We start from the raw sequence: 18408 nt of genomic DNA on the forward strand, positions 1-18408 counted from the left end.
GCGGGTGAGTGACATCGAGAGCACCACGTGCGCCCACTGCGGCGCCGCGCTCGAACCGGCCTGGCGGTTCTGCGAGGACTGCGGCCGCGACCGGTCCACCCGGATCGAGGCCACCCCCAGCGCGGTGTTCTCCGCGGCGGCCCCGAGCATGGACCTCGACCGGGTCGCCGCCGTCACCGATCGGGGCAGGCGCCGCGAGCGCAACGAGGACGCCGTCGCCATCGGCGTGCTCGGTGACGTCGCCGCCGCCGTTGTCTGCGACGGCGTCGCCTCCGCGCCCGGATCGGCGGCCGCCGCGACCGCCGCGTCGGAGGCGGGACTGCGGGAACTGCTCGCCGCCGTGGCCAGGGGCGACGAACCCGCCGCCGCGACCACGGCCGCCACCGCCGCGGCCGCGAGAGCCGCCGCCGCCCTCGGCGACCCCGGCGACAGCAACCCGCCCTGCTGCACCTACGTCTCCGCCCTCGTCACCGGCGACGGCGTCACGGTGGGCTGGGTCGGCGACAGCCCCGCCTACTGGGCGGGCGCCGATGGCACCCACCGGCTCACCATCGACGACTCCGCCGCGGGGCGCCTGCTCGCCCAGGGCGTCGCCCTCGACGACCCGCGGATGGCCGAGCCCGGCGCGCAGGCCCTGGAGCGCTGGCTCGGCGCCGACGCCGGTCCGGTCACCCCGAAGGTCCGCCGCTTCAGCCCGCCGGGCGCCGGGCTCGTCGTGCTGTGCAGCGACGGCCTGTCCCGCTACCTCGACGCCGAGGTCGTCGCCCCCGCCGACCACCTCGGCGCGCCGCTCGCGGTCGCCCGCACCCTGCTCGGCCGCGCCCTCGCCGCGGGCGGGCACGACAACGTCACCGTCGCCGCCATCACCGCGGGAGGCCCCGCATGACCCGCGCTTTCGCGGTCCGCGGCGACCGGCCCGGCGGAGTCCAGTTCGGCGGAGTCCTGCTCGCTGCTGTCGCTGTGGTTGTCGCTGCTGGTGGAGGTTCGGTGTGACGTTCTCTTTCGCGGTTCACGTTGACCCGTCCGGCAGAGCCCTGCTCGCGGGTGGGTGTGGCGGGCCTGCCGCGGTTGTCGCTGTTGCGGTTGTTGGTGGAGGTTCGGTGTGACGTTCTCTTTCGCGGTTCACGTTGACCCGTCCGGCAGAGCCCTGCTCGCGGGTGGGTGTGGCGGGCCTGCCGCGGTTGTCGCTGTTGTGGTTGTCGCTGCTGGTGGAGGTTCGGTGTGACGTTCTCCTTCGCGGTCCACGTTGACCAGAACGAATACCTGCCCGCGGGCGGGCGGCTCATGGACGCCGTCATCTCGGTCACCCTCACCGGCGACACCCTCGGTGCCCCGGGTGTCGACCGGGGTCTGGCCAGGGTCGTGCTGCTCGACACCTCCGGGTCCATGTCGGGCAACAAGATCGCCCAGGCCAAGCTGGCGGTCAACGCCGTCATCGCGGCGCTGCCGGACGGGGTGCGGTTCGCCATCGTCGCGGGCACCGAGGTCGCCACGATGGTCTACCCGAGCACCCCGACCCTGGCCGAGGCGTCCGCGGCCACCCGCAAGAAGGCCCGCCAGGCGGTCGGGCGGCTCGTGGCGGGCGGCGGCACCGCCATCGGCACCTGGCTGACCATGGCCCGGCAGCTGTTCGAGGGCACCACCGCCCCCATCCGGCACGCGGTGCTGCTCACCGACGGCCGCAACGAGCACGAGAGCACCGAGCAGTTCCACGACACTGTCCTGGCCTGCGAGGGCGCGTTCACCTGCGACGCCCGCGGGGTCGGTGACGCCGGGTGGCAGGCCCGGACCCTCGAGCGCGTCGCCGACACCCTGCACGGCTCGGTGCGCGGCCTGCCCGACCCGACCACCCTGGTCCAGGACTTCCGGGAGATCACCGAGAAGCTGATGGGCACCGCCGCGGTCGACGTCAGCCTGCGGCTGTGGATGCCCGCCCGCGCCAAGCTGCGGTTCCTCAAGCAGGTGTTCCCCCGCATCGTCGACCTCACCGACCGCGGCACCGCCATCACCCCCCGGGTCCTGGAGTTCCCCACCGGGCACTGGTCGGCCGAGACCCGCGACTTCCACGTGTCCGTCGAACTCGGCGAGGGCGAGGTGGGGGAGGCGATGGTGGTCGCCAGGGTCCGGATGTCGGTCGGCGACCACGAGTCCCCCGAGCACCGGGTCCGCGCATTCTGGACCGACGACCCGGTGCTGTCCACCAGGATCAGCCCGCAGGTCGCCCACTTCACCGGCCAGCAGCGCATCGCCGAACTGGTGCACGACGGCCTGGCCGCGCACCAGGCCGGTGACCTGCCGCGCGCCACCGACCGCCTCGGCCGGGCCATCGACCTGGCCAAGCAGGCGGGCAACGCCGAGACCGTCGACCACCTCGGCAAGCTCATCGAGGACGACGGCGCAGGCACCCTGCGGGTGCGCGACCGGATGGACCAGGTGCTGCGGGAGATGGCCGACATCGAGTCCAAGCGCACCACCCGCGTCCGGCCAGAGGAGTGACGCCGATGCCCACCTGCCCCCAGGGCCACGACTCCACCGACCCCGCCGAGTGCGACGTGTGCGGCCGCCCCATCGGCGCCCGCCCGGTGCCCGCGCCGGAGCCGGACCCGCTGCCGGTGTGGGACTGCCGCAACGGCCACCCCGGCCAGACCGGCCGCTTCTGCGAGGTCTGCGGCCACGACTCCCACCTGGCCGACGACCAGCAGCCGGTCGCCCCGACCGCCGCCGCCACGTGGTCGATCACCGTCGCCGCCGACCGCGCGTACTACGACGAGACCAAGTCCGGCAGCACGGACCTGCGCATCGAGTTCCCGCGCTTCATCCCGCCCCGCCGCTTCCCGCTGACCGGCGCCGCCCTCGTCGTCGGCCGCGCCGACCCGACCAGGGGCATCCGGCCCGACATCGACCTCACCGGCCCGCCGGAGGACCGCGCCATCGGCCGTTCCCACGCCATGCTCGTCCCGCACGAGGGCGGCTGGGCGGTGGTCGACCTGCACTCCACCAACCACACCTTCGTCAACGACATCCACACCCCCATCCCCCCGGACCACCCCGTCCCGCTGTCCGCGGGCGACCGCGTCTACCTGGGCGCCTGGACCGTCCTCACCCTCCACACCGACTAGGTCTCCCTTGCGACGCAACCCACCCATCACCTTCCGCGGCGCCCTGGCCGTCCTCGGCGTGCACGACCGGCCCTGGCTCAAGGCCCTCGACACCCTGCTCGGCGGGCTGATCCTGACCTCGGTGGGGATCCCGCCGATCGAGGGCCTGTGGGGGCTGGTCGACCAGAAGACCGAGGCCCTCACCCACCTGCGCAAGGGTCTGGACTGGACCGCGGACAAGCTCCACGGCACCAACGGTCCGCACCGGCAGGACCTTCTGGTGGCCGCCCACACGATCCTGGTGATCAGTTCCTACTTCGAGGCGCTGGGCGACCGTGGGTTCACCGACCGCGAGAAGGTGGAACTCGCCTTCGGGCGCAAGACGGGCCAGGACTGGTTGACCGAGCTCTACACCGGCGACATACCGGCGCCCTCCGCGACGACACCGTTCCGGGTGCTACTCAGCCACATCAGGACCTGGGTGTTCTTCGTGGAGCGCAAGTCCGAGAGCCCGGCCAACATGGCGGAAGCGGTGGCGGAGATCTACCACGACCAGTTCCTGCGGATGGCGGTGGCGGTCCCGGAGTTCCGGATCTGGGCGGACATGGCCGAGCAGGCGTCGATCGGCTCCACACTGGACCGCCTGCACGCCCTGTTGTCGCACGGTGCCCTGACGGCGCCCGGGGAACTGCGCTCGACACTGGTCAACGGGAACAACGCCGAACTCGACGTACCGGTGGCCGAGGGGGCCGCGCCGAGGTTCCCCACGGTGCGCGAGGTGTTCGTGACGCCTCGGTTCTCGGTCGTGGAGAACGACGAGAGGTGCGCGCTCTCCGATGACACCTGGTGGGCGAACCACGACACCCGCACGGACCTCGACCACCTGTTCGCGGTTCACTTCAGCACCCCTGCGGCGACCGAGCGCCCGCTGCTGCTGCTCGGTCATCCTGGCGCGGGCAAGTCCCTGCTGACGAAGGTCCTGGCGGCCGGCCTGCCCGCCGCGAACTACACGGTCGTGCGCGTCCCGCTGCGCCACGTCGACGCCAACGCCCACGTCGACACGCAGATCCAGACCGCGCTCGACACACTAACCCACCACCGCGTCACCTGGCCGGACCTGGTGCGGCAGACCGGCGACACCATCCGCGTGGTCCTGCTCGACGGCCTCGACGAACTGTTGCAGGCCACCACCCACGACCGCACGGCCTACCTGGTCGAGGTGCAGACCTTCCAGCGGCGCGAGGCCGCCATGGGCAACCCGGTCGCCGTCGTCGTCACCTCCAGGACCCTGGTCGCCGACCGGGTGAAGGTCCCGAACGGGGTGCCGGTGGTGAAGCTGGCGAACTTCGACCAGAACCAGGTCCTGGCGTGGACCGCTGTGTGGAACCGGGTCAACCAGCACACCGGTATCCGCCCCTTGCCCACCCGGCTCACGGAGAACGTCGCGGAGTTGGCCGAGCAGCCGCTGCTGTTGATGATGCTGGCGGTCTACTACGCGGACTGGTCGGCCGCCGAGCCGACCGAGGACATGACGCTGACCGACCTCTACGAGCGGATGTTCGACCTGTTCGCCCGTCGCGAGGCGGAGAAGCGCGGCGCGGGCGATGTGGCGGCGTGGGTACGGGAGTCGCTGCACAGGTTGTCCGTCGCCGCGCTCGGCATGCTCAACCGGGGCGCGCAGTCGATCACCGAGGTCGACCTGACCACCGACCTGACCGCCCTCGGCGAGACCGTCCAGGTCGGCAAACGCCTGCTCGCGGAGTTCTTCTTCGTCCACGCCCCCCAGGCCAACGACGGCGTCGAGGTCCGCGCCTACGAGTTCCTCCACGCCACCTTCGGCGAGTACCTCGTTGCGGAACGCATCATCGAAACCCTGCGCGACGTAGCCGACAGCGCCTTCGGCAGACGCACCCAACACCGCCCCGACGACGACCTGCTGTTCGCCCTGCTGTCCCACCAGCCGCTCTCCATCCAGCGCCCGGTCCTCGACTTCGCCACCGCCAAACTCGCCCAACTCCCCGCCGACGAACAGACAACCGTCGCCAAAACCCTCGAACTCCTCCTCGCCGCCTACCACGAGCAGCGCGGACCCAGCCACTACGACAACTACCGCCCAGTACCGCAACACACCGTCCGCCAGACCGCCGCCTACAGCGCCAACCTCGTCCTGCTCCGCGTCACCTGCCCCGATGGCGCGCTCGACGCCGAGGCATTGTGGCCGGACGAACCGCTGTCGCAGTGGCGATCACTGGTACGGCTGTGGGACGCCGGGCTGGACACCGAAGGCGTGCGCGCGGTCAGCACCAGTCTCGTGGTCGACAACGGGGTGGTGCGGTTCGGGTCCGCCGGCCTGCCGCGGCTCGATCTTGCGCTCGCGCGGTTGCTCGACGATCCACGCCTGGAGACGCGGTTGCGGGGTGGCTACGCCCTGTACGGGAGCACGCTCTTCTGGCTGGGGAACGACGAGGATTGGCTGGTCGCGACCCACGTCTGGCTTGTGGCCGCAGCCGTCGAGCCCGGGCAGCCACTCACGTTCCTGGCACCCCCGCCGCCGTTGTTGGCCCCTGAGCGGTGGCGGCCCATCGCCGAACTGGCGGTGCACGTCTTCCGCACGCGCTACAGCGATTGGGATGTCGAGTTCACGATCGCCTACCTGGCGTGGTTGGAGTGGCTGTCCCCCAATGTCAAGGATCGGTTGCCGCTCCTCACTGCCGACCACCGCCAGTACCTGGCTATGAAGGCAGCGGAACGCGGTGATCGACTTTCCGAGGACCTGACCGGCGCCTATGACCTGGAACAGTGGGAACCGGGTGCGTCGGTGCTTCGGACGCGGTTCAGCTACTAGCCGCCCCTCCATGGCCGTCTGGCTGGGGCGCGTGGTGTGCTGTGCTGGTGACTGGTCCTAGGCAGGGGCGCTTCCCGGTGCGGTTCGGGACCGCCGAGGTGGTGCGGGATCTGGATCGGGCCAACGGGTGGTTGCTCAGCGTCGACGGGGTGGCGCAGTCCTACGTCGACGTGGACGACCCGACGCACCTGGAGTTCGACTACGTGCGGCGGATCGTGGACGTGCTGGACTGCTGGGGGAGTCCGGGCCAGGCGGTGGACGCGCTGCACCTCGGGGGTGGGGCGTGCACCGTGGCCAGGTACCTGTCGGTGGCCCGGGAGGGGTCGCGGCAGACCGTGGTCGACGCCGATGCGGGCATGGTGGCGTTGGTGCGCGACCAGTTCGGGATCGACGGCATCCCGGGGTTGACCGTCCACGTGGGAGACGGGCGGGCCGAGTTGGCGCTGCGGCAGGACCGGTCGAGTGACGTCGTGGTGGTGGACGCGTTCGAGCGGGGGATGGTGTCGGCCGGGTTGTTCAGCGTCGAGGCGACCAGGGAGCTGTCCCGGGTGCTGCGCGCGGACGGCGTCTACCTGGCGAACCTGTCCGATGGCCCGGGGTTGCCGTTCGCGGGCCGGGTCGTGGCGACCCTCTCGGCGGTGTTCGGCAACGTGCTGCTGCTCGCCGAGCCCTCGGTGCTGCGCGGCAGGCGCTTCGGCAACATCGTGCTGGCCGCCTCCGCCGTCGACCTGCCCACCGACCGCGTCGCCGCCAGGGCCGCGAACGCCGCGTTCCCGGCCCGCTGCCTCACCGCCGCCGAACTCCGCGCCCTGGTCGGCCCGGCCCGGCTGCTCACCGATGGCGAACCCGTGACCCCACCGACCCCGCCGAAGGACCCGTTCGCCAGTTAGCCCCTTCGCCGGTCAGACCGAGGCGTGGGCGCGGTCCCGCAACGGTGCCAGCGCGGTGCTCCACGCGACCACCTGGTCGAACAGGGTCGTCAGCGCGGGCACGTTGTAGTCCCCGGGCTTGAACACGCTGAAGTTCTCGAACTCCGTCATCAGCGACAACGCCACCTGCTGGCGCACGTCGGCCATCTGCAGCTCACCGGCGATCAGCCGCAGGTGCTCCACGGCGCGCGCCCCGCCGACCGAGCCGTACGACACGAACCCCACGGCCTTGTTGTTCCACTCCGCGTACAGGTAGTCGATGGCGTTCTTCAGCACCCCGGACGTGCTGTGGTTGTACTCCGGGGTGATGATCACGAAGCCGTCGAACGAGGCGATCTTCGCGGCCCACGCCCTGGTGTGGTCGTTCTGGTACTGGCCCATCGACGGGGGCACGGGTTCGTCGAGGTGGGGCAGGGGGAAGTCGCGCAGGTCCACCAGTTCGTAGTCCGCGTCGGAGCGCTTGGCTGCGATGCCGTGCACCCACTCGGCCACCTGCTCGCCGTTGCGGTTGGGCCGGGTGCTGCCGAGGATGATGCCGATCCTGGTCACGGTCGAAGTCCCTTCACCGTCCACTTGGGCTCGACCTCCACCGTACGACGGGCCGGGACCGGGGGCGAGTCAGGAGAACAGCCGCTCACCCCAGAAACCGCCGTCCACCAGGCCGGGCGGGCAGGCGAAGTGGCCGGACCCGGTGTGCTCCAGGTACTCCATCATCCGGTCGTGGGTGGACAGCGCCCGCTGCATCGGGACGAACTGGGTGCGGCTGTCGCGGTTGAAGCACACGAAGAACAGGCCAGCGTCCAGGTGCCCGAACCCGTCCGAGCCGTCGGTGAAGTTGTAGCCGCGGCGCAGGATCCGCGCCCCGGCCAGGTTCTCCGAGGCCAGCCGGATGTGCGAGTCGTCGGCGACCAGCGGCATCCCGCCCGCGCCGCGCACGTGCGGGTCGACCTGGTCGAACTCGTCGCGCTGGCCCAGCGGCGCGCCGGAGCCCTTGGCCCGGCCGACGATGTCCTCCTGCTCGGCCAGCGACGTGCGGTCCCAGATCTCGATGTGCATCCGGATCCGCCGCGCCACCAGGTAGGTGCCGCCGACCATCCACTCCGGACCCTCGGTCACCCACACGTGCTGGGCCAGTGCCGCCGGGTCCTCCGCCTTGAGGTTGTTCGTGCCGTCCTTGAACCCGAACAGGTTGCGCGGTGTCACCTGGCTGGTCGAGGTGGCCGAGGTGCGGCCGAACCCCAGTTGCGACCAGCGCACCGACACCTTGCCGAACCCGATCCTGGCCAGGTTGCGGATCGCGTGCACCGCGACCTGCGGGTCGTTGCTGCACGCCTGCACGCAGATGTCACCGCCGCCGCGGCGCGGGTCGAGGTCGTCGCGGGGGAAGCGCGGCAGGTCGATGAGCGCCTCGGGGCGCCGCTCGGCCAGCCCGAACCGGTCGTCGAACAGCGACGGCCCGAACCCGATGGTCAGCGTCAACGCCGAGGCGGGCAGGTCGAGCGCCTCCCCGGTGTCCGCCGGTGGCGCGTCCTTCGGTCCGCCCACCGCGCCGCCCTCGGCCGCCTCCCGGCCGGCGGTCATCCGCTCGGCGGCCGCGGTCCAGTCCCGCAGCAGCCGCACCAGCTCGGCGCGGTCGCGGGTGGTCACGTCGAAGGCGACGAAGTGCATCCGGTCCTGCGCCGGGGTGACGATCCCGGCCTGGTGCGGACCGCGGAACGGCACCGGCGCGGACGTGTCGACCGCGGGCGTGGGGGTCTGCTCGCCCGAGGCCAGCACCCCCGCGGCCGCCCCGAGACCCGCGACGGCGACACCGGCGCCCGCCAGGCCGAACAGCCCGCGCCGGGACACCCCGCCCCGGCGCGCGGCCGGGGTGGGGTTCTCCAGTGGTGCGTCGCTCACTTCTGCGCCACCACCTGGGCGACCTTGCTGATCGGCTCGCCCAGCGCGTCGACCGCCTCCGCGAACTCCTTGATGTCGGCCTCGCTCAGGGCGGTGTAGAGGTCGAAGTCATCACCCTTGCGGTGCTTGGCCAGCGCCTTGGTGACCACGTCGAACCGCTGCTCCAGCGTCTTGGCCAGCTCCGGGTCGCGCTCGGCGATGACCGGGCGCAGCGCGCTGATCGCCGCGGCCGAACCCTCCACGTTGGCCTGGAAGTCCCACAGGTCGGTGTGCGAGAAGATGTCCTCCTCACCGGTGATCTTGCCGGTGGCGACCTCGTCGAGCAGCTCCTTGGCGCCGTTGGCCAGCTGCAGCGGGGTCAGCTCGACCGCCTTGGCCTTGGTCGCGATCTCGTTGACGTCGGCGACCAGCTTCTCGGCGACGGCCACGGTGTCGGACTGCGGGCCGCTGACCCACAGGTCCTTCTCCAGCCGGTGGAACCCGGTGAACTCCTGGCCCGGCTCCAGGTCGGCCTCGCGGGCGTCGATGCGCGGGTCGAGGTCGCCGAAGCTCTCCGCCACCGGCTCGATGCGCTCCCAGTAGGTGCGCGCGATCGGGAACAGCGCCTTGGCCTTGGCCACGTCGGCGGCCTTGATCGCGGCGACGAACTCGCCCGTCTTGGCCACCAGCGGCTCGACCTGGGCGTTGACGTAGTTCTGGTAGTTCTTCGTCGCCTCGGCCAGCTTGGTGTTGGTGTCCACCTGCCTGGTCGCCGAGCCCTTGACGGTGAAGTCGGCGCGGATGCCGTCGCCGGTCATGCCCGGCCTGCACGAGGTCTGGTACTTGCCGCCGTCGGGCACCTCGACGATCAGCCGCCTGGTCAGCCCCGGGGTGATGTTCTCGACCTCGCCCATGATCCGGTCGCCCTCGCCGTAGAGGTAGAACTCGGTGACCCGGGTGCCCTTGTTGGTGACCTCGAAGGTGATGGTGCCCGCGTCCGACTCGCCCCGCGCCACGCCGCACCCGTCGTCCTTGGCCTCCACCGCGATCGGACCACCCGGTGCCGCCGCCGCGCCCGCGTCGTCCGAGCAGGCGGCCAGGGGCAGCAGGACGGCGAGGCCGGTCAGGCAGGCGCCGATGTCCTTGATTCTCACGGGGTAGCTCCTTGCGGGGGGACGGGGTCCGCGACCTTGCGCGCGGGCCAGAGGAAGGCGGTGAGGGTGACGGCCACGTAGGCCACCCAGGCGACGGCCTGCAGCACGCTGGTGCGGGCCGAGTAGTTGAAGATCCCCTTGAGCAGCGCCCCGTACCAGGAGTCCTCGGGCATCGGGCCGGACAGGTCGAACGCGAGGGTGTTCAGGCCGGGCAGCACCCCGGCCTCCTGCAGGTCGTGCAGCCCGTAGCCGAGCACGCCCGCGGCGACGAAGACCAGCAGGATGCCGGTCCAGGTGAAGAACCGGCTGAGGTTGATCCGCAGCGCGCCCCGGTACAGCGCCCAGCCGATCGCGACGGCGACCGCGATGCCGATCAGGAAGCCGACCAGCGGCCCGCTGTTGGACCCCGCGCTCTGCGCCGAGGCGTAGAAGAATACGGCGGTCTCCAGGCCCTCGCGGCCGACCGAGAGGAACGCGAGCACCACGATGGCCAGCGGGCCGATCGCGAGCGCGTCCGAGAGCTTCCCGCGCAGCTCACCGCTGATCTTGCGGGCCGCGCCGCGCATCCAGAACACCATGGCGGTGACGAACGCGACGGCGATCAGCGACATCACGCCGCCGAAGGTCTCCTGCGCCTCGAAGTCCAGGCTGCTGCTGGTGAAGGTGATCAGCGCGCCGACCCCGACCGAGAGCGCGACCGCGACCCCGACGCCGAGCCACACCCACCGGATCGACTCGCGGCGGTCGGACTTGACCAGGTACGCCAGCAGGACGCTGACCACGAGCGTCGCCTCGAGGCCCTCGCGCAGCCCGACCAGCGCGCTGGCGAACACGTACTCCACGGTCACCTCCTGGGGGTTCGGCAAGCCTTACCTGAGGAAACCTAGGTAAGGCTTGCTTGGCCTGTCCAGTGCGACGAGCGCGACACCGGGCCGCCAACCAGGGGAAATGTCGCAATCCTCCTGGTAGACACGGATGTAGAAGCCCGCCGGTCGGATAACGAATCGGTAGCCTTCCGGGGAGGAACAGGGAAGGGGTCCTGGTGCGGGAACTGCTGGTCCACGATCCGCGACGGCTCGGTGACTACGCGCTGCTGGGCAGGCTGGGTCGGGGCGCGATGGGGACGGTCTACCTGGCGCGGTCACCGGGCGGCCGGTTGGTGGCGGTGAAGGTCGCGCGCGGCGAGCTGGCGGAGGACCCGGACTTCCGGCTCCGCTTCCGCCAGGAGATCGAGATGGCCCGCGCCGTCGGCGGCTTCTGGACCGCCGCCGTGGTCGGCGCCGACCCGGACGCCGACCGCCCGTGGCTGGCCACCGAGTACGTCCCGGGTCCGACGCTGGCGGAGGCCGTCCGCACCGGTGGACCACTGCCCGAGCCCGCGCTGCGCTCACTGCTCGCCGGCCTGGCCGAGGCACTGGCAGCAATCCACGACGCCGGGTTGGTGCACCGCGACCTCAAGCCGTCGAACGTGCTCTTAGCCGAGGACGGGCCGCGGGTCATCGACTTCGGTATCGCCAAGGCAGTCCGCGCCACTGCTCTTACGGCAACGGGCGTCTTGTTCGGTACTCCGGGGTATCTGTCGCCGGAACAGATCTCGGGGGGCGAGGTAGGGCCACCTTCGGACGTGTTCGCGCTGGGGGCGGTGCTGGTTTACGCGGCCACGGGGACGGGGCCGTTCGGGAACGGGGAGGTCGCGTCACTGCTGTACCGGGCGGTGCACACGGGACCGGACCTCGACGGCGTACCCGGCGAGTTGCGCCCGGTGGTGTCGCGGTGCTTGAACTCCCGGCCCTCGGCTCGTCCCACTCCGGCGGACTTGCTGGCGGAGGTGGGGCATGGGCACACCGGGCAGTGGCTGCCGCCTGCTGTGCGGACGTTGGTGGAGCGGCACCAGACGGAGTTCCTGAAGCCCACCAAGCCCCGGACCCCCACGCTGGTGCAGCCGCCGGAGGGCAGGGCGCACTCGCCGAGGGCATCTGGCGTCTCGGCCGGTGATGCCGTGCCCCGGCCCGCTGCTGCTGAGCGACCGCTGGACGGTCGACTTGGCGCCTCGGCCGCCGGTGACGTCGCGCCCGGGCTTGAGGCCTCCGGTGCGCGTCCGGCTGCTGAGCGCCGGCCTGGTGCTTCGGCCGCCGGGGATGTCGTGCCCCGGCCTGGGGCGGCTGTTGAGCGTCCACTGGATGGCCGACCCGGTGCTTCGGCCGCCGGTGATGTTGTGCCCCAGCCTGGGGCTGCTGGAGTGCGCCCGGTTGCTGGGCGTCTGCTGGATGGTCGATCTGGTGCTTCGCCTGCCGGTGATGTGGTGCCCTGGCCTGAGACCCCTGGTGTGCGCCCGGTTGCTGAGGGTTCGTCTGGTGGTCGATCTGGTGCTTCGGCCGGTGGTGTCGTGTCCCGGCCTGCGGCTCGTGGTGTGCGTTCGGTTGCCGAGCGCCTGCTGGGTGGTCGACTTGGTGACGCGGCTGCCGGGGACGTTGTGCCCCGGCCTGCGGCACCTCTTGAGCGTCCGCCGGGTGGTCGATCTGGTGCCTCGCCTGCCGGTCAGGTCGTGTCCCGGCGTGCGGCTGGTGAGCCCGGGTCGGCTGGTGATCAGTTGAGGTTGCGGACCGGTCGGGGTGTGCCGTTGGTGTGGATGGTGTTCGCGGGGGTTGGGGGTGTTGTGGCGTTGGGGGTCGCGGCGAAGGCGTCCAGGGGTGGGTATGACGGCTTGGCCGCTGCGGCGGGGGTGATCGCGGTGCTGTTGGGGCTTTCGGCCGCGCGGTCGCTGTGGCGCGTGTTGGTGACGCGGCCGCGGTCGGTCGTCGTCACCGCCGCCGGGTTGGCCATCTCCGCCAAGGACGGCGACCGCGTCCTCGCCTGGCCCGAGATCTCCCGCGTCCGAGTGGTCACCGAGGACTCGAAACCCTGGCTGGTCGTCTGGCCCCACACCCCCGACCGCACCCTGGGCAAACGCCACACCCGCCGCGAAGGCGGCTTCCGCGTCCACCCGGTGTCCCACCACCACGGCAAACGCCGACAGACCCAGGACATCCAGAACCTCCGCACCGCCCTGCACCGCCACGCGGGCAAGGCCTACGACCCCACCCCCTGACCCAACCGCCGCCTCAACCACCCCAACGCAGGCCCCGCCTTCGCCCGCTGGAACTCCCGCAATCGAGGCAACCCCACCGGCGGCGGCTGCAGAGCCGCGTGCACGAAATACCCGGCGACCGCGGCCACCACCGAGGTCAACGCCTCCGCATCGACCGTCCACCGGCACCGGGCCAGGATCTCCTCCGGTGACGGACCACCCTGCGCCACGACACTCGGGACCATGGCGACGAGGTCGACCCACGGCGCCCCGAGAGCCGCGTGGGGCCAGTCGACCACCACCACACCGGTGTCGGTCAGGATCATGTTGTCCGCGCGGAGATCGTTGTGCAGGAGCGTGTCACCCGCGCCCGCCGAGGTCCAACAGGACTCCAGATCCGCCAGCCGGTCCAGGTTCCTGGTGCACCAGTCATCCAGCGGACGAGGATCGGCGGCGAGGGAACGCCAACCGTGCAAGGTCCGGTCCGCCAGCGGCTCCACCGCGATCGGGCTGGGCGTGAGGGCGTCGGCGAGGTCGGCGAGTTCGGACTGCACGCGCCACCACGTGTCCGGATCCCAGGGCAGCGGCGGGGTGTGGCCCTCGATGTCCTCGAAGACGAGCACGACCCAGTCGCCTTCCTCCCCGGTCCACAGCAACCGTGGCGTCGGCAGCCCGGCTGGGAGTCGCGCGGCGATCACGGCTTCCCGGCGGAACAGGCCAGGAGCACCCGGACTCAGCGCGGGACTGACGGCCTTGATGAACACGCGGCGGCCGGAGGCGAGGACGGTGCGGGCGGCCAGACCGGGGGAGAAGCCACCCGGCTGGTTGACCGCCGAGACCACCCGGTCACCGAGCGCGCGCTCGATCACGTCGCGCACCGACGCGGGCACCGCCGACCACGGCGCCCGATTGCCCCCGCTGCCTTCCATGTCAGCACCTCACCACCGCGGAACCTGCTGCGGCTACTCGATTTCCACGCTGGGGGAGAGCATCACATCGGACAGAGCGGTCCCCGATTCGCAGCCTAGCGAGGGGCACCGACAGTGCCGGTGGCTCTGTCCGTGCTGCTTGCGGTCCACAACCGCCGGTACTAGCGTTTCGGCAGGCGATCGCCCAGGCGCAAGTCGTCTGCCGCAAGCCGTGAGGGGTTCGGGTGTCTCCCGACGAGCAGACGATCGAGATGGTGGTGGGGCCGTGTTGACGCGGGTCGCGGATGGGGTGTGGGTGCACGGGAGTGCGTTCATGCAGAGCAATGCCGTTGTCGTGCAAGGGCGTGCGGGTGTGCTGCTCGTCGATCCCGGGGTGCTCGGGGCCGAGTTGGACTGCATCGCCGAGGACCTGCGGGAGTGGGGGCAGTCCGTTGTGGCCGGTTTCGCCACGCACCCGCACTGGGACCACCTGCTCTGGCACGCCGCGTTCGGCGACGTGCCCCGGTACGGCACGGCCCGGTGCGCGGCCGTTGTCCGGGAACGCCTCTCGGACGCGGGCGCGAAGGCGCGCGTGGCCACGATGATCCCGGCGGACATCGTGGAGCAGGTGCCGTTGGACCTGCTGGGGAACATCACCGCCCTGCCCGCCGACGCCGCGCGGATCCCCTGGGACGGCCCGGAGGTCCGGATCGTGGAGCACCGGGCGCACGCCTGCGGGCACGCCGCGCTGGTGGTCGGCGACGTCCTCGTCGCGGGCGACATGCTCTCCGACATCCTGATCCCGATGCTCGACGCCAACAGCCCCACCGACCCGGTCGACGACTACCTGACCGCCCTGGGGCTACTGGAATCCACTGCGGCCGCCACCGTGATCCCCGGCCACGGCTCCGTCAGCGACCAGGTGCAGGCCCGGATCGACCTGGACCGCGCGTACGCGACCGCCCTGCGCGACCCGGCCCCCGTCGTCGACCCCCGCATCAGCCCCTCGGCCGCCTTCGGCCAGGGCTGGTTGCCCGCCCTCCACGACCGTCAACTCCAGAGCCTCGCCGCCCGAACCTGACCCGGACCGCGAAGCGACTCAGGGTCGGAACAGGTGGGCCAGGCCGGTGATGGCGAGCATGCGGGCCACGTTGGGGTCGATGGCGCTGACGGAGAGCCTGCCGCCGAGGTTGGTGATGCGCTTGTACGCCGTGAGCAGGGCGGAGAGGCCGCTGGAGTCGCAGAAGGCGAGTTGGCCCAGGTCCAGCGTCAGGGTGGCGCCCTGCAGCAGGGGGAGTGCCGCGACCATCGCGGTGAGTTCCGGGGCGGTGGCGTAGTCGAGTTCCCCGCTCAGCGCGAGCCCGCCGTCGTGCAGGCGGGTGATGTCGAGGGTGTGGGGATCGGTCTCCACCGGCGTGGGCTCCTCCAGCTAGGCTGCGTAGCCCGAGGTACCCGTTTCGGACAGACCCCACACCCGCCGGTCACGTGGGTGGCAACACAGGCCCGATCGAGCCGGACGTGAACCAGGCTTCATAGCCGGTGCTGACCACATCGAGGTACTGGTCGGGGCCGGGGTCCTTCTCGTCGCCGCGGTGCACGATGTGGCTCAGCCCGCCCGCGCCCGGTGCCAGCGGGACCGACCACAGTGCCCCGAACGCGTCCCGGCCGGTCGGCGGCGCGGACGATCCCCAGTCCGGGCTGGGGTTCTGCGAGCCGGTCCAGTGGTAGAGCGTCCACCCCGCGTAGTCCCCGTCCGGCCGGTGGTAGTGGATCACCGCGCGGTTCTCCGCCGCCGCCAGGCTCGCGTGCAGCCGACTCTCACCCTCCCGCGCCCACATCGCCGCCCCGCGCGGAGCCCCACCGGCCACGACAACCCCACCAGCCACAACAGCCACTTCCGACGCGGCCTCCACAGTGGCCACGGCGCCGAAAGCATCCCGTCCGCTCAACGGCACGTCGGGTCGACCGGCCACCCGCACCGCCACCCCGCTGTAGTCCCCGGACGGCCGGTTGTAGTGGACCGTCACCGTCCCGGTCGCCGCGAGCTCGGAGCGGTACGACACCTCCGACCCCTGCCGCACCCACACCTGCGGGGACGCCGGATCCAGCAGCCGGTCGCCGCCGTCCTTCTCGTCCCCCCGGTGCACGAGCACCCCGACCTCCCGCGCCCCCGGCCGCAGCCGCACCCACGCGAACCGCCCGTACCCGGTCTCACCGGCGAACGGCACCGGCCGCTCCCACGTCGTCGGCTCCACGACATCGCCCCACACGTGCACACCCCAGCCCGCGTAGTCCCCGGCGGGCCGGTTGTAGTGCACCACGAACCAGTCCGACCCGACCGGCTCCGGCGGCGCCGCCACCAACCGGACCGCGGCCCCGTCCGCCCCCAGTGGACCGGACCCGTCCCGCGCCACCACCCGGAACTCCACCTCCGCGCCCACCCCGGCACCGGGCAGCGCGGCCACGTCGGCGAACACCCGGTACGGCGCCGCGTCGTCAGTTCCCAGCACCGTCCACTCCTGACTCCCCTTGACCCGCGCGGCGAACGTCGCCTGCGCGAACGGCACCGAGATGCCGTCGGCCCGCAGCTCGACCCGCTTGTCCAACACCGTCCCGACCGCGGGCGCCACCAGCGTCGGTGCCACCCGGCTCGTCGGCAGTCGATCCGTCGCCCGCAAGGCGAGTGCCGACAACGCGGGCACGGTCACCCGCGCCTTGCCGTCGACGACCCGTATCCGTCCACCCGTCGAGGGGAACTCGACCCGGAACCCAGCAGCCGATACCGGAACGTCCACTGTGGTCTCAGTGGAACCCGAGTTGACCACGACCACGTGCTCCCGGCGGTCCTTCTCCGAGAACCGGCTGAACGCCAGCACATCGCCCTGCGCCAAACGCAACGCCTGCGCACCCTTGGCCCAGACCTCGTCGCCATCCACAAAGGACGTGAGCTGGGCGAGCTGGCGGTACAACGGGTGCGACCGGTTGTAGTTGTCCTGCGCCCCCGTCCGTCCGGCGCCGACGAAAGCCTCCGCCGCGTATTCCGGCGTGCGGCTGGCGAACATGTCCTGCCGCGCAGGCTTGTCCCCGCCGCCACCGGCGAACCCCTGCTCGTCCCCGTAGTAGACGACCGGGTTCCCGCGCCACAGGTACATCAGCGCGTTGCCCAACCTCAACCGGGACAACAGCTCCGCGTCGCCGATCCCCGGCCGCCGGTCCCGCAGCATCCACGCCAACCGGCCCATGTCGTGGTTGCCCAGGAAGGTCGGCGCGGCCGCGGCGTTGGAGTCGGGGTCGGTGTAGCGGTCGTCGGCGAGCAGCACGTCGGCCAGGTGCCGGGCGCCGCGGCCCGAGAGCAGGTCCAGCGTGCCCGCCTGGAACGGGAAGTCGAGGGTGGCCTGCATCCGGCCGGTCGTGGTGTAGGACGACGTGAGCGCGGGGTCGTCGCTGTAGACCTCGCCGAAGACGAAGAAGTCGCGCTTGCCCCGGGACGCGGCGTACGCCTTCACGTGCGGCGCCAGCGCCTGCCAGAACTCGATGTTCACGTGCTTGACCGTGTCCACCCGGTACCCGTCGATGTCCAGCACGTCGATCCAGCTGGTGAAGATCTCCTGCATCCCGCGCACCACCCGCGGGTGCTCGGTCATCAGGTCGTCGAGCCCGATGAAGTCCCCGTACTCGCTCGACTCGCCCGCGAACGACGAGTCGCCCCGGTTGTGGTACAGCGCGGGATCGTTGAGCCAGGCGGGAGTTTTGGCGTTCGGGTCGGTCACCACCGGCGTGTACGGGAAGGTCGCGATCCTGGGGAAGTCCGGCCGTCCGGCGAAAGCCTTGATGTCGACCGGATTTCCCTGCGCGTCGCGGTAGGGGTGGGTCCGGGTGTCGCGGTAGTTGTGGCTGCCCTCGGCGTAGTCGATGACGTCGGCGGTGTGGTTGGCGACGATGTCGAAGAACACCCTCATGCCCAGCCGGTGCGCGTCCGCGATCACCGCCCGCATGTCCGCCGTGGACCCGAAGTGCGGGTCCAACCGGGTGAAATCCGTTGTCCAGTAACCGTGGTAGCCCGCCGAGACGTCCGCGCCGCTGCCCTGCACCCACCGGTTGGCGAACATCGGCGTCATCCAGATCGCGGTCGTCCCCATGCCGCGCAGGTAGTCCAGTTTAGACCGCAGGCCCTTGAGATCGCCGCCGTGGTAGAAACCCTTGTCCGCCGGGTCGAACCCGGTCTTGAGCCGGTCGGTCTCGGTCGAGCCACCCCGGTCGTTGCCCCGATCCCCGTTGGCGAACCGGTCCGGCATCACGAAGTAGAACCGCTCACCCGCCAGGTCCGTCCGGGGCGCCCGCAACGCCAATCGCTGATCCCGAGGACGAACCCCCGGCGCGATATCCACGACCTCCCCAACCGCCACCCGACCTGCCGCGCCACGACCGACCTCCGCGACAGCGGCAGGCGCGGTCAGATCCCCCGCGACCAGCGCCACCACCGCGATCCCGACCAGCGCGCCGCGACCCATGCCGACCTCCCGGGGTGA

The 18408-nt window shown here is 71.5% G+C and carries 14 protein-coding genes; 7 read left to right on the plus strand and 7 right to left on the minus strand.

Features of this window, described 5'->3' with window-relative positions:
* Positions 1-4: 4 nt before the first annotated feature.
* From BMY07_RS30640 to BMY07_RS30660, 5 genes are all read left to right on the plus strand, one after another.
* Positions 5-886, plus strand: coding sequence for a PP2C family protein-serine/threonine phosphatase (locus tag BMY07_RS30640; protein ID WP_245782751.1), 882 nt, complete (start codon positions 5-7; stop codon positions 884-886).
* A gap of 335 nt (positions 887-1221) precedes the next feature.
* Positions 1222-2496, plus strand: coding sequence for a vWA domain-containing protein (locus BMY07_RS30645; RefSeq protein WP_092786300.1), 1275 nt, complete (start codon positions 1222-1224; stop codon positions 2494-2496).
* 5 nt (positions 2497-2501) lie between these two features.
* Positions 2502-3119 carry an FHA domain-containing protein gene (locus tag BMY07_RS30650; RefSeq protein WP_092786302.1) on the plus strand — a complete coding sequence of 206 codons (618 nt, stop codon included), beginning with the start codon at positions 2502-2504 and terminating at the stop codon, positions 3117-3119.
* 7 nt (positions 3120-3126) lie between these two features.
* A complete protein-coding gene (locus BMY07_RS30655; RefSeq protein WP_092786304.1) occupies positions 3127-5943 on the plus strand; it encodes an NACHT domain-containing protein in 2817 nt (938 codons plus the stop codon).
* 44 nt (positions 5944-5987) lie between these two features.
* Positions 5988-6833 (plus strand): spermidine synthase, encoded by an 846-nt coding sequence (locus BMY07_RS30660; protein ID WP_092786494.1) that lies wholly within the window; start codon positions 5988-5990, stop codon positions 6831-6833.
* Positions 6834-6845: 12 nt separating this feature from the next.
* On the opposite strand, the gene BMY07_RS30665 is transcribed toward BMY07_RS30660, so the two are convergent.
* The 4 genes from BMY07_RS30665 to efeU all read right to left on the minus strand — a co-directional run bounded on the left by BMY07_RS30665 (position 6846) and on the right by efeU (position 10752).
* Entirely contained in the window at positions 6846-7421 is a 576-nt protein-coding gene (locus tag BMY07_RS30665) for an NADPH-dependent FMN reductase (protein ID WP_092786496.1), read from the minus strand.
* Between the two features lie 69 nt (positions 7422-7490).
* A complete protein-coding gene (gene efeB / locus BMY07_RS30670; protein ID WP_245782753.1) occupies positions 7491-8771 on the minus strand; it encodes an iron uptake transporter deferrochelatase/peroxidase subunit in 1281 nt (426 codons plus the stop codon).
* Complete coding sequence (efeO, locus tag BMY07_RS30675; protein WP_425426375.1) at positions 8768-9904, minus strand: iron uptake system protein EfeO; 1137 nt, start codon at positions 9902-9904, stop codon at positions 8768-8770. Before efeO ends, efeB begins: the two co-directional genes overlap by 4 nt.
* Positions 9901-10752, minus strand: coding sequence for an iron uptake transporter permease EfeU (gene efeU, locus BMY07_RS30680; RefSeq protein WP_092786306.1), 852 nt, complete (start codon positions 10750-10752; stop codon positions 9901-9903). Before efeU ends, efeO begins: the two co-directional genes overlap by 4 nt.
* A 194-nt stretch (positions 10753-10946) precedes the next feature.
* Here efeU and BMY07_RS36110 point away from each other — a divergent pair, with 194 nt between their 5' ends.
* Complete coding sequence (locus BMY07_RS36110) at positions 10947-12992, plus strand: serine/threonine-protein kinase (protein ID WP_218150844.1); 2046 nt, start codon at positions 10947-10949, stop codon at positions 12990-12992.
* Here BMY07_RS36110 and BMY07_RS30690 read toward each other — a convergent pair.
* On the minus strand, positions 12974-13900 hold the full coding sequence (locus BMY07_RS30690) for a phosphotransferase family protein (protein WP_092786308.1): 927 nt from the start codon (positions 13898-13900) through the stop codon (positions 12974-12976). The two genes, BMY07_RS36110 and BMY07_RS30690, sit on opposite strands and share 19 nt — an antisense overlap.
* A 265-nt stretch (positions 13901-14165) precedes the next feature.
* Between BMY07_RS30690 and BMY07_RS30695 the strand changes: the two genes are divergently transcribed.
* A complete protein-coding gene (locus BMY07_RS30695) occupies positions 14166-14960 on the plus strand; it encodes an MBL fold metallo-hydrolase (RefSeq protein WP_092786310.1) in 795 nt (264 codons plus the stop codon).
* Positions 14961-14978: 18 nt separating this feature from the next.
* On the opposite strand, the gene BMY07_RS30700 is transcribed toward BMY07_RS30695, so the two are convergent.
* Both BMY07_RS30700 and BMY07_RS30705 read right to left on the minus strand, forming a co-directional pair.
* Positions 14979-15290 (minus strand): STAS domain-containing protein, encoded by a 312-nt coding sequence (locus tag BMY07_RS30700; RefSeq protein ID WP_177215892.1) that lies wholly within the window; start codon positions 15288-15290, stop codon positions 14979-14981.
* 70 nt (positions 15291-15360) lie between these two features.
* Positions 15361-18390 carry an alpha-amylase family glycosyl hydrolase gene (locus BMY07_RS30705; protein ID WP_092786314.1) on the minus strand — a complete coding sequence of 1010 codons (3030 nt, stop codon included), beginning with the start codon at positions 18388-18390 and terminating at the stop codon, positions 15361-15363.
* Positions 18391-18408 lie beyond the last annotated feature (18 nt).

Source organism: Actinokineospora terrae (genome assembly GCF_900111175.1).
Classification (GTDB): Bacteria; Actinomycetota; Actinomycetes; order Mycobacteriales; family Pseudonocardiaceae; genus Actinokineospora; species Actinokineospora terrae.

Coding starts and splice junctions, on each gene's coding strand:
- BMY07_RS30690 (WP_092786308.1), bottom strand. CDS start 13,900: ATGGAAGGCAGCGGGGGCAATCGGGCGCCGTGGTCGGCGGTGCCCGCG.
- BMY07_RS30650 (WP_092786302.1), top strand. CDS start 2,502: ATGCCCACCTGCCCCCAGGGCCACGACTCCACCGACCCCGCCGAGTGC.
- BMY07_RS30705 (WP_092786314.1), bottom strand. CDS start 18,390: ATGGGTCGCGGCGCGCTGGTCGGGATCGCGGTGGTGGCGCTGGTCGCG.